The organism is Alteromonas sp. Cnat2-8 (assembly GCF_022348355.1).
In the GTDB taxonomy this organism is placed as follows: domain Bacteria; phylum Pseudomonadota; class Gammaproteobacteria; order Enterobacterales; family Alteromonadaceae; genus Alteromonas; species Alteromonas macleodii.
This window is the reverse complement of record NZ_JAKREX010000003.1, coordinates 705,919-718,102: the sequence shown is the minus strand read 5'-3', so window position 1 is coordinate 718,102 and position 12,184 is coordinate 705,919. Positions and strand designations below refer to the sequence as shown.

Sequence of the window (12,184 nt, the reverse complement as noted above, 5' to 3'; positions counted from 1 at the left end):
CAATCTGAGCCATGATCAAACTCTTCAATTAAATATATCGAAATATGAATCGTCGTTGTGACACTCTTAACGAGTGCCCACACAGATTGTCTTGTCTAAATTTTTAAAGAACATTCACTAGAAGCCGTTGCTTCTAAGTGACTCACCCTGTTCGAGTGAGGTGCGCATTATACGCTGGAAGTTTTCGCTGTCAACACTTTTTGAAAATTTATTTTCTGAAGCGCTTCTTCTAAACTCCCGTCTTTACTGGCCTATAAAGGTAGTAGAGACTTACTTCAGGAGGCTTGCTGTTTTGCTTTTCCCCCGAAGCGGATGCGCATTTTAGGGAAATGAGCGCTCACGTCAACACTTATTTTGAAAAAGTTGAAAAAACTGAACTAACCGTCTATTTTTCGCTCAAATGTGATAATTAGTAGACAATATGGACTAATTACTAATAGGATAGGAATTCAGATCCTATAAAGTAGTAGTTCTTAAAGTAGTATTTGATCCTGCCGTTATTATATTAATGCTTAATATTAGCGATAGATATTAAGGCTTGCGTAAAGGAATACGTATAAGAATGTATATAAGCATAAATGACCTATGCTTTGTGTTCTTTATAAATGTATTAATACTGGTGGTGTCAGAAATTGACTACGCAATAATTATAAAGGTGGGTTTATGTTACGAACTCTTACACTGCTGTCTGCGGCAATACTAGCAACTCATGTTAGTCATACAGCAATGGCACAAGAAGTATCCTCAAATGATGCTGTTCAGCCACCCGCGTCAGCGAATGTAGAAAGCGCTGACCAGTCAAATCATTTTCAAACCGCCTTCTTAAGACGTCAAGTAAACCAAACTATGTCGGTTGGCCGAGCAATCAGTTCAATCGCTGGTCATTATCCGCAAGAGATTGTGTCTATTGTGGATATTGCTTTAGATACCTATCCAGACAAATACAGAGAGATCATTTTTGCTGCTATCTCTGCACAACCTGCGTCTACTGAAGAGATTGTACAGCTGGCTATTGAGAAAGAAGTAAGTAGCTGCCCTAACATTGTTCAGTTAGCGATAAAAGCAGAGCCGACTTATGTCGACTTTGTTGTGCAGGCTGCTGCGGTTTCAACACCTGAAGAGCTAGATGAGATTGTACGCGTTGCCGTGCTTACTCAACCTGACGCAGCAGACAGTATTGTTCAGACATTATCGCAAGAACATCCAAATAAGATTGTCGATATCATGACAAGCGCGTTGAATGCTGTTCCTTTTGTTGGTGAGTATGTAGTGGATGCGCTTCTGGCCGTGTTTCCTAACGAAGCAGAAACGGTAGTTGAAACGGCGGTGAGAGAATCTGCGCAGCAGCGTGAACAAGTAATGCGTATTTTAAATACTGCGCAACACGCGGGTGTATCTCAGGATAAGTTAAAAGAATACGCTATGTCTGCCGGACTAAGCGAAGACGACTTTAATAGTGCACTGGGCAATTAACCCCCTACTAATTGATTTTTAAAAAAACGGCGTATTGATTTACTCAATACGCCGTTTTTGTTTATAGCTGTACTAGTTTCTTCAATCCTTACCTGCTTTTTAACAACAAGCAGCAAGCGATAGCAATCAAGCCTACTTCACAATTAAACTCGATGTTTTCAAAAAAGCTCAGTTGTTAAGAGAGTGCAACATAGCGGCTTCTTTATAAAGGGTTAGTTCTGCCTTTAGTAAGTCCACTTTCGCTTTTATCTCTTTTATTTGGGCCTTAATTTCATTTTGTGCGCGCGCATTTAACACGAACATATCACTGTCACCTGCATCGAAACGTGTTTTTTCTACTTGAGAAAGGGTTTTCGCTAGCGCCGCATTTTCACTTTGAAGAGCAACAATGTCTTTCGCCTGCCCCCAATAAACTAGCGCTTGTTCAAAACGCTGAGTTATCGCTTGCTCAGTAGAGGTTAGCTTGTGCTCTAGCTCTCTTTGCTTTGACTGTAATTGGGCTTGTTCAGCTTTCGCCTTCCTGTTTCCTAAAGGGTAGGAAAACGACAGACCTACTTTTGTTTCGGTACCGTCTAAATTTGACGGACCAGAACCTATATCTCTTGCAACCGATGCTTTTAAATCTAGCTTCGGCAATAACGCGTTACTAGCCAGCGCAGCCTTGTTATTTACCACCTGCTGTTCTAATTTCATCACATCAAGTTCAGGGTGATTACGAAGGGCATTGCGAAGAGTCATAAGCTGACCGTTACCAACCCAGAAAGGCCAGTTGATATCTTTCGGCGGGTTCGCTTCATCTACTATCAACATATCTCCCTTAGGTGAACGCCAATAAAAAGAGAGCATTTGAGCATGTGCGTCTCGCTTTTGCTTAAGCTCGGCAAGCAAAAGGCGCTGTTGCAAAATGTTGGCTTTAAATTCTGTCAGCACGACATTGGCTAAATCTCCCTTCTCTACGCGGGTCACCAACGCTCTTTCACGTTCTGTTGCGGTGTTTAGCAACTCTGTAACTGCATTGACCTGCAATGCGCTTTCGTACCACGCAACATATTCACTAACCCCTTTGTAAACGAAGTCATTAATTAAACTTGTCGCTAATGCTTGCCATTGTGAAGTCGCTAGCCCTGCATTGGCTAACTCCGTTCTACGCTTATCCAGTTCTCTATTTTTAAGTAGAGAGATGGCAATGCCCACACTAGCCTCGCCGCCAGACAAGGTTTCGTAATCGGCTTCGTACACCGGGAAATCACCGTCTGATATACGGTACTCGGTATAAACTGAGCCATTAAAGTCTTCGAACGGATTAGAAAAGCGCTGCGTTAAATTAGTACCATCGTAATATCCGCTAACGCGGCTACTGGTTTTCTGCTCTATAAACGGATCAAAACTGCTTCTTGCAATTTCTAACTCGGCTGCAGCTTGATAGTTTCCTTCATTTATCGCCCTAACGTAGGGATGATAGTTCACCATACTCTGGATAAGTGCATCGATTGATGGTGCTTGCCTAGTATTTTTGTTTTGCGCTACTGCATCAGAAACATGAGTGCTAATAACCGCAACAGTTGCAAGCACTGCTAATGTAAACCTTCGAATTACCATATTGATGCCCCAGCCCCCTTGGCTCCACCGGTAGTAGGCTCTTGCGTTGGCAATGGCGGGAAGTTGTTCAACTGTCGCCACATCTCGTAACCTAGACGCACCTCTTCTAATAGCACCCACGCTTTAACCCGGCTACCCAAACGCGCAGAACTTTCAGCTGGCCAAGGAATATCAGACTCGTCAGGTCTAATCCACACGTTAAAATCGCCAGTAGCATTAGCAACAGGCTCTACATACACAACTTCACCACCAAAGGTACCTATTGCACTACCCGGCCATCCACTAAACTGAAAAACGGGCCAGCCATCAAATTGCAAACGCGCCTTTGCACCAGGCTTAACCAGCGGTGCGTCTAACCCTCTCACGGTAACGCGAACGCTGCGTTTTGCATCTGCTGGAATAAACTGCCCAAGAATATCGCCCGACTTTACGAACGTAGACACACCGCCTGATAGCAACCGAACAACCGTACCGTCAACGGGTGCATATTTAGTTTGCGTCGATTGGCGAGATAAAATCATGCTTACTTCATTAATTTCCGAAACAGAGGCGGCAGCTTTTGCTCGCAGTTCCTGCACTTTTATCTCGGCCTGTTCTACTTCTTTGCGTGAAACCAGCCCTTGCTCTTGCAGAGACTGTTGACGCGCCAGGTTGTTCTCAGCATTTCTTACTGCTGTTTCATTAGCTTGATTCTTTAAGTTCGCTGCTGAAAGCTGAGATCGCAGCTTCTCAAGTCGCTGCGCATCAATATCGATTAACGTAACGATTGGCTCGCCGGCTTTTATTTGTTGGCCTTCCCTTACGTGCCACTGCTTTACTTGTCCATCAACTAACGCATTTATTGGTTGAGTTCTGTCTTTAGGATCGAGCGAGTCGACCATACCGGTGCCATAAGCCGTTTGGATCCATGGTGTGAAATACAAAATTAATCCAGCTGCCAACACCAAGAAGATGATAACTCCGGTAATTACACGATGAAGCTTTGGCACTTTCAATGAAGGCAATGAAGTGATGTTATCTAAAAAGCGACGTTCTGCGTGATTCACTTACTCACCCTCCTTATTGTTCTTTAAAGCCGTGCTGCTCTCACTTGCGTTAGCAGCACTAATCGGTGACTCACCATTTGAATACTCATTTAACATTGCCGTTGCGTTATCGTGCAGATGCAACACACCTTCGAAACAATCTGGCAGTGGCATATTGGTAAAATACATGACGGTAAAATCATATTTACTTAAGCGTCGCAGAAGTCGCGCCCTCAACTCTACCGGTATTGCGTCGAAGTGCTGATTCAAAATGAGCAGCTTAGGTTTACCAATAATTGCGGCGGCAAGTTTAAGCAACAAAAACTCCAATGGCTGCAGCGGTGCCCCTAATACGGATACTTTAGTCTGCAAACCCTCTGGTAAGCTATCTATCACTTTGGTCATTTCTACTTCCTCAAGCGCAGCGCGAATATCCGCGATGGTTGCCTGAGGATGTGCCAACTTTAAGTAGCGCTCTACAGAAACTTCGATAATTAAAGAACGATCTAGAATGGTAACGGCCTGCCGTAACTCATGGGTGTCGTAATCGTTTAGACTAAGTTCTCCTAACAAGATGTCGCCCGATTTAACGCGGTCATATTGCTTCAGCAATCCTAGCAGCTGCTTCTGCACCCAACTTTTATCAGTAGTAACAAAATACTTAGTGCCAGGTTCGAAGATAACATTGAGGTGGCACGCATCATTACCATGTTTAAGTTCAACATCGTTAAACACCAATTTAGAAGAAGCTGGTATATGTTCCGACGTATTGAGCTCTTCCTGCGGCATGTCAAGAGCGCCACCCAGCTTCTCGGCAGCGCCATATAACTCATAGTAAAGTTTTAAATATTGGGTAAAGCGAGACAGCCCAAAGAAAACAGCAGACATCACAAGCTCAGCAGCCACTAGCTGACCGATAGAAAGCTCGCCTTGTACAACCAGAACACCACCGATACCAAGTAGCGAAGCACTCGCCACGGCATACATCAATAGAAACATAACCACCTGCGAAAAGGTGTAGTGAAAGTGGCTTTTGTGCTTTTTCACATAGTTACTGATATAACCTTCGGTGCTGCGCCCTGCGTATTCAACATGATCAGCTGACTTAAAGAATTCGTGAGCAATTGCAATATCGTGTAGCCACTTTGCAGAATCGTATTTCGCGTTAGACAATTCAATAGCCGTGCGCTTAGCACCACGCCCCCAAATTTTCCAAACCGCATACATGGTAAGTAAAAGCACCACATTAAACGCGAAAAGCGCTGGGTGGTAGAATGATACTAGAGTGAAACCTACCAACATCTGTAGTACTAGCGCGAAACCATCAATCATTAAAGACGGCATATTCTTTTGAAAAGTCATTATGTCGAAGTAGCGCTGTGTAATGCTAACGTTTTGTCGACCTTCAAAAAAACTGTGGGGCGCGAGAATAGTTTTTAGCCCTAAGTCTGCGGTGAGGCGGGCGTAAACTTTACGCTCGTAGAACTCCATCACTCGCATACGAAGCGCGCTAAATACGCCAGATATAAATAAAGTAAGAAATAGAATGACGGCCAATATGATAACTGCCCGAGTTGAACCGATATTGGCGATACTGTTAATCAGCGTTTGAACCGCTATAGGTACGGCAAGGGTCATTAAACTAATTGCTACACCGTATGCGATAGCAACCCAAAAAAAGCCAGCTTCTGGTTTCAATAGCGAAAATAAGGTCTTTCGCGTTTTACGTAAATCAATTGGTTTAGCCATAGTTATGTCTTCAATATACCGCTAGCTTAAAAATCAGTGACGCGCTGCTTCTAATCGTACAAAAACAACGCTAATAGTGTATTGCAATAGTTAGTTAGAATAAATCTGTTATATTCTTAATAGTTCATCGAAAAAAATGGGGTCAGAGTACATTTCTTGCCCCTAATACCTTAATAATCGAGTAGCTTGTTAAAGTATGCATCACCTAAACTACCATCATTTATATTATTTCTATCTTGTTGCCCGTGAGGGTAGCATTGCGAAAGCCGCTAAATTACTCCACGTTACCCCGCAAACCGTAAGCGGGCAACTAAGCACCTTCGAAAATCAGCTAGGTTATTCTCTCTTTGATAGAATAAATAAGCGCCTATACCTGAACGCGCGAGGTAAAGTAAGTTATCAGTATGCCAGCGAAATATTTCATAAAGGCAATCAACTAGCTGAAATACTTAACAATAGCGATGAAGTGAATACGAAAGAATTTGTGATAGGTATTACTAATGGTATTCCAAAAGTGCTTTTTTACGACTTTGTGCATGCCACCATGCGTAGGTTTTCACAGGTTAAATACGTGATAAAAGAGGATAGCTTCGACGGTTTGTTGAAAGAGCTCGCCATTAACGCCATCGATTTCATTCTAGCAGACAGAGGCATAGCCCCTGGTACACAAATAAGCGCCAATAGTTTTTTCTTGGGCGAAAGTTCGTTGAGCTTCTTTGCTAGAGCACCGCTTACTGAAGAACAGACTTTTCCAGAGTGTTTAAATCAAATGCCGTTGCTAATTCAGGGTAATACTTCAGGAATACGGCAAGCACTTACAAGTTGGCTTGAGACAGAACAGCTGTACCCTAAAGTTGTAGCCGAATTTGACGATACTGCTTTGCTCAAACTTTTTGGCAGCGAAGACTTCGGTGTTTTCTGCGCACCATCGGCAATTTCAAAGCACGTAGAAGAGCAATATGGCGTGCACTGTATTGGTAACGCAAGCACACTAAATGAGAGATACTATGCCATTACTGGCAAAAGCCGTGCTGACTACACTATTAGTGAGGCAATCGTAGAAGCCGCTCGCGGAATTCTAACGTAGTGCACTTAATGGTGGGGTCAGAGTACATTTTCTGCCCCCACTTAATTTAAGCAGCAACACCACCATCTATATCTTGAGCATAAAAACTCAGTGTTAGAATTTTTTCTAACACAAAACGTAGTGCGTCATTTATAGGCATAAGTCTTTCCCCCAATTCATAATCTAATTGAGCAAGTTTTTGTCTGCCTTCTGCGATCATTGGCGGCTTTGTCGATGTAACTCGAACCTCACTATTTGCGGCAATATCATCCACTAATCGCTTTTCAAAGATATCTAAATGCTGTGGCTGTATAGCAATCAGCGCGGCCGCATACTTCTCTGGTACAGCTTGCTTAATTGGTTTACACACCGAAAGTGTGGCTTCGCCAGATTTGGTTTTATAACCTGCTGCACCGAACATACGGCAAATGCCAGGTCGGTATTCGTAAATTCCGCAGTAGCCTTCTTTACCGTCCAAACTTAAGCGTTGATATTGTTTACAGGCGAAGCCGCTGTAGCTGTCTAGCTCGTCAAACGCCTGTTCAGCCCGTCCTGTATCAAACAGATGAAGTGCTAAAGGCAGCATCTCCAATGGCGACACTTCAATGTCGGGGTTATTGCAACATGCACCACATTTCTCAACACAGTTTAGTGACTGGCTAGATTGATATGCACTGAATTCTTGGGAAAGAGATTGGTAAACATCCATCACTTGGCTGGACAGCTCACGCAGCCTATTCATAACGACTCCGCTAATAAAAGCAAACTAAAACAAATACATGTTCATGCTAGCGTGATGTAATAGGTAGCATGAACTCAACATTCTGATTATTGATTTTGGTAACCAAATTGACAGATCGTACTGGAGGAAGAAATGTACTCTGACCCCAATATTTTAAAGCATGCTTCTTCCCCGCCGGATGTGCGTAAGCTTGAGGCTTAATGGCAGGGGTTGAATTGGTGCGGATTCTATTTTGAATTTTGGGATTTGGGAAGTTTTTTGTGAAAGCTCTTTGATAATAAGCGCAATACAGCGATGTGGACACAGTAGGTATAACAGATATGTATGGCTTGTAGTGAAAAAATTTTGGTCGATACCCGTTTTTAATATGGTGGATGAACACTTTCCTGCGTACGGGATAAAATTAATTAACGCATTAACATAATGGTTCTGTGGGTATTTAGGTGATAAATATACGTTGGCGCTAGCTCTGATAAACTAGCGCCATAAATTTTTTGAACTATCGCGTTATTAATTCCGAAGTATACGACAGCGAGATGTCAGGCGCATTTAAACTACCTAAATCTGTGTTTTCCCAAAGTTCAGGGTATTGTTCTTCTAGGTTTATTGTAAATGTAAAACTTAAACGAGGAAGAATGTTAAACACAAGATTATCGCTATCATCTGTGTAATCTACTTTGTTGGACTGCATTTCAAGTATTGTAACAACACCTTCTCGCTTTGAGCCCAGTAGTTTCCAAGTGTATTCTCTGTTGAAAGTAAACGCGCTATTTTCGCGTAACCCAATGATGTTGACCTCATTGCCGTCTGCGGTCCATTGGAAGTTATAAAGTTCACGATCTCCTACAAAGTAAGACTCTTCACTAGGTGAATAGACTCTTCCTGCTGTACCGTCAGATTCAAAGTAATAAGCAAATAAGTCGTCAGGTAACGGTACACCATCTACGAAACGTGCTTCATTGTAAGAAGACATCCAAACATTAGGTAATGAGCTCTCTATGCTGAAGTCTTCGGCCAACTCATAGTCCATGGCGTGCATATCGCCAGTGTATTTAATCGCTACGCCATCATTGTCAAACTCATAAAGCGCCAGCACGAAATTATTCTGCGCTTTAAAAGGCGTAACTGTGAAAGACATATCTCCCAATTCAATGTCTATAACACCATCATTTAGCTGCCATGTTCCTTGCACACCAAAAACAAGAGACGTAAAGGTATTATCATCTTTAAATGTGAACTGGTCGTTTAAAATACCAACTTCAGTACGCTCATCTTCATTTAAGTAGTCTTTGTCATACGTATAACTTCCCTGATAAGCAAATACCCAAGGTGATGCAAGCAGGTCTTCCTCGGTTACGGCAAAAGTAGATGCTGTGGTGTCGGTGTACTTTACGTCGCTGGTAGTTTCGTAGGTGGTAGTAAAAGTTGGTTTATCTTGTATGTTATCCATCGGTGTGATGGAAAGCTCAATGGTAGTTGTTAACACAGCAAGTGCATGACCGCCGGATTGTGTTAGCAATTCCATACGTTCGTTTATTGTCGTTCTTTCGGTTTCCCAATATATGATGTCATATTCACGGGCATAACTACCAATTTCATTGACTACGCCTTGCTCATACCGACTATAGATTTCTTCATCAAGAAATACCAAGTTTGCGTTTCGCGTGTAGTCAAGCTCGTCAATAACTAGATTTCCGTCTACAACACTCCAGTTAAATTCATCTGAATAAATATTAAATGCATTTTCCGCAGACGTTTTTGCGCCGCTGCCATCTGCATTGAACGTGTAAGCTGTCATGCCTTTGCCAGCTTGCTGCTCTGAGTGGTAGTAAGTCGCAAAAACCGCACCAGCAATGACGGTATCTGCGTAATTTTGCTGTAACGATTCATCTTCGAGAGTTTCTGCTCGGGCAGCATTAATTGCTTCCACATAAGCCTCGTCATAAGTACCGTCTTCGTTTAACAGTCCCATGCTATCAACATACTTTCGGATGGTGCTTAGCGCATCGACTAGGCTTCCAGTAAAAAACGACAAGGTGCTCATACCTTCAGGAACCGAGAACTCGCTATTATCAGCAAGAACTTTTATGAAGCTGGCCAATCCTAAAACCTTTTCGAAGTCCACTTCACTTGCAAACGTATCGAAGCTTCCCTCGCCGCCGTTCTCTTTATACTCCGAATAGAGTACATCCATAGCCGTACTTAAATGAGTTATTTTGCCTGCAGGAAATAGATCGCTGTTAAGTTCATCAGTATTATTTTCGATGCTAATGTTACGCATCGTAGTGAAGTCACCGACTCGTGATGATAGCGTTACATGGGCTTGTTCTTCCGTGCCCACAGCATTAAGAATTAAATCGCCGGGCGCAGCACTTACAGTAATAGGAAGCGTGAATCGACCATCCGCTCCGGCCTGCACGGAAGCAATTACATTTCCACCTGCATCGAGCGCACTCACCTCTGAATTCGCTAAAGGCGCATCGGTTGCAATACTCGAAATAGAAACAGACTGTTGATTCGTGATTGTAATCGTTGAACTAACTGTGTTTTCACCGTCAGTTACATCATATGAAAAACTGACTTCGCCCATCGCCAACGCTGTAGGTGTGTACACTATCTCATTATTGATGATAGCGGCTTCACCAACATCTGGCACTCCAACTGCCGATATCGTTAAAGCATCGCCGTCAGGATCGGTATCATTCGCAAGTGCATCAATAGATACTGCGTCACCATTGAGTGTAACCGCGGAGTCTGCGACAAGCACTGGTAGTTGGTTGTTGTCGTCGGAACCGCCACAGGCAGCAAGAAGAGTTGAACTAACGGCAATAGCAATAATGCTTTTGTTCATTTTGAACGTCCTTGTATTTAGAGTAATTTACTATGAGACTTCGAATTTATCTGGCTGAATATAACCTATTGTTAAGCAATAATTAAGATAACTACTAGAAAATTAAATGCTCTTTTTTTGGCTAACGATTAAAGCCACGTCGAAATATTTTTATCTCGCCCATAACTCAGTATACTGGATGCATAAAATGTATTTGAAAACTAGGGAATTCAAATGAAGCCAGTCATTCTTGCAGGTGGTACCGGAAGCCGCTTATGGCCAAAGTCTCGCGCCGCTTTACCAAAACAGTTCCTGTCTCTTACTTCTGACAAAACGATGATTCAAGACACTGTACTGAGACTCAATGGCATAGAGTCTTTGCCACCTTCTATTATCTGTAACGAAGAGCATCGTTTTCTTGTTGCCGAGCAAATGCGACAAATAAGTGTCGATAACAGCGACATTCTTTTAGAGCCAGTTGGTCGCAATACCGCTCCTGCTATTGCACTTGCTGCATTTCAAGCTTGCGAAAACGGGGGTGATCCTGTTCTTTTGGTATTAGCCGCCGATCACTTAATAAAAGATAGCGATACGTTTCGTACCAAAATTAAAGAAGCCCAGGCTCTAGCTGAACAAGGTAAGTTAGTTACTTTCGGTATTGTCCCCACTCAGTCTCATACTGGTTACGGCTATATAAAAGCCGGAAACAAGCTGAATATTGGCTTCGATGTAAGTGAATTTGTTGAAAAGCCAGATATGCCTACCGCAACACAATACGTAAGTTCAGGTGAGTATTTTTGGAATAGCGGCATGTTTATGTTTAAAGCCAGTGCGTTTTTAAAGGCGCTGGAAGTGCACGCACCTGACATATATTCGGTATGTAAAAAGGCGATTGAAAAAACCGAAAAAGATCTCGACTTTGTTCGTGTAGACAAAGACATTTTTGCTTCATGCCCAAGTGATTCTATCGATTATGCAGTGATGGAAAAAACTTCCGAAGCCGCGATGGTAACACTAGATGCAGGTTGGTCTGATGTAGGCAGTTGGTCGTCTCTCTGGGAGACGGGAGAGAAGGACGCGAATGGCAATGTAACTACTGGCGACACTTTATTAGAAGGCACCACTAACAGCTATGTGAATGCCGAGCACAGCCTCGTTGCAGTTATTGGTCTGGAAGACGTGGTTGTAGTTGAAACCAAAGATGCTGTTATGGTGGCGAATAAGAAAAACGCAGAACACATCAAAACCGTTGTGAACCGTTTGAAAGCTGAAAAGCGCCCTGAATTTGAGTTTCACCGCGAAGTTTTCAGACCTTGGGGAAGTTACGATTCAATAGACAATGGTGGACGTTTTAAAGTTAAGCGTATTACCGTGAAGCCAGGCGAAAAACTATCAGTTCAAATGCATCATCATAGAGCTGAACACTGGGTTGTAGTATCGGGAACAGCTAATGTGACAATAGGCGATGAAACGCAAATGCTAACGGAAAATGAGTCTGTTTATATTCCTATTGGGGCAGTTCATGCTTTAGAAAACCCAGGAAAGATTCCACTAGAACTAATTGAAGTACAATCTGGAGCTTATCTTGGGGAAGATGACATTGTTCGCTTTTCTGACAGGTATGGACGGTCTGATAAATAAATGCAGTGTAAGGCAGTTTGTCTAACTAAGAAAAGCCAGGTTATGAACCTGGCTTTTTT

The 12,184-nt window shown here is 42.8% G+C and carries 8 protein-coding genes; 3 read left to right on the top strand and 5 right to left on the bottom strand.

Features of this window, described 5'->3' with window-relative positions; all coding sequences use genetic code 11:
• The first annotated feature begins 663 nt into the window (after positions 1–663).
• On the top strand, positions 664–1,473 hold the full coding sequence (locus MHN00_RS10900) for a hypothetical protein (protein ID WP_075177793.1): 810 nt from the start codon (positions 664–666) through the stop codon (positions 1,471–1,473).
• A gap of 168 nt (positions 1,474–1,641) precedes the next feature.
• Here the strand turns inward: MHN00_RS10900 and MHN00_RS10895 are convergent, their stop codons facing one another.
• From MHN00_RS10895 to MHN00_RS10885, 3 genes are read right to left on the bottom strand one after another with little or no spacing between them, the layout of a single operon-like run.
• Positions 1,642–3,153 carry a TolC family protein gene (locus MHN00_RS10895; RefSeq protein WP_239301149.1) on the bottom strand — a complete coding sequence of 504 codons (1,512 nt, stop codon included), beginning with the start codon at positions 3,151–3,153 and terminating at the stop codon, positions 1,642–1,644.
• The gene (locus MHN00_RS10890) at positions 3,066–4,118 is read right to left on the bottom strand and encodes an HlyD family efflux transporter periplasmic adaptor subunit (RefSeq protein WP_014977505.1); all 1,053 of its coding nucleotides are present in this window, start codon (positions 4,116–4,118) and stop codon (positions 3,066–3,068) included. The genes MHN00_RS10895 and MHN00_RS10890 overlap by 88 nt, the downstream gene beginning before the upstream one ends.
• On the bottom strand, positions 4,119–5,846 hold the full coding sequence (locus MHN00_RS10885; RefSeq protein WP_239301148.1) for an ABC transporter ATP-binding protein: 1,728 nt from the start codon (positions 5,844–5,846) through the stop codon (positions 4,119–4,121).
• Positions 5,847–6,042: 196 nt separating this feature from the next.
• Between MHN00_RS10885 and MHN00_RS10880 the strand changes: the two genes are divergently transcribed.
• Positions 6,043–6,933: a LysR family transcriptional regulator gene (locus tag MHN00_RS10880; RefSeq protein WP_101566000.1), complete on the top strand. Its 891-nt coding sequence runs from the start codon at positions 6,043–6,045 to the stop codon at positions 6,931–6,933.
• A 46-nt stretch (positions 6,934–6,979) separates the two neighbouring features.
• Here the strand turns inward: MHN00_RS10880 and MHN00_RS10875 are convergent, their stop codons facing one another.
• On the bottom strand, positions 6,980–7,654 hold the full coding sequence (locus MHN00_RS10875; RefSeq protein WP_014977507.1) for a YkgJ family cysteine cluster protein: 675 nt from the start codon (positions 7,652–7,654) through the stop codon (positions 6,980–6,982).
• A 499-nt stretch (positions 7,655–8,153) separates the two neighbouring features.
• Positions 8,154–10,505 carry an Ig-like domain-containing protein gene (locus tag MHN00_RS10870; RefSeq protein WP_239301147.1) on the bottom strand — a complete coding sequence of 784 codons (2,352 nt, stop codon included), beginning with the start codon at positions 10,503–10,505 and terminating at the stop codon, positions 8,154–8,156.
• Between the two features lie 213 nt (positions 10,506–10,718).
• On the opposite strand from MHN00_RS10870, the gene MHN00_RS10865 reads away from it, so the two are divergent.
• Positions 10,719–12,125, top strand: a complete 1,407-nt coding sequence (locus tag MHN00_RS10865) for a mannose-1-phosphate guanylyltransferase/mannose-6-phosphate isomerase (protein WP_239301146.1) — start codon at positions 10,719–10,721, stop codon at positions 12,123–12,125.
• The last annotated feature ends 59 nt before the right edge of the window (positions 12,126–12,184 follow it).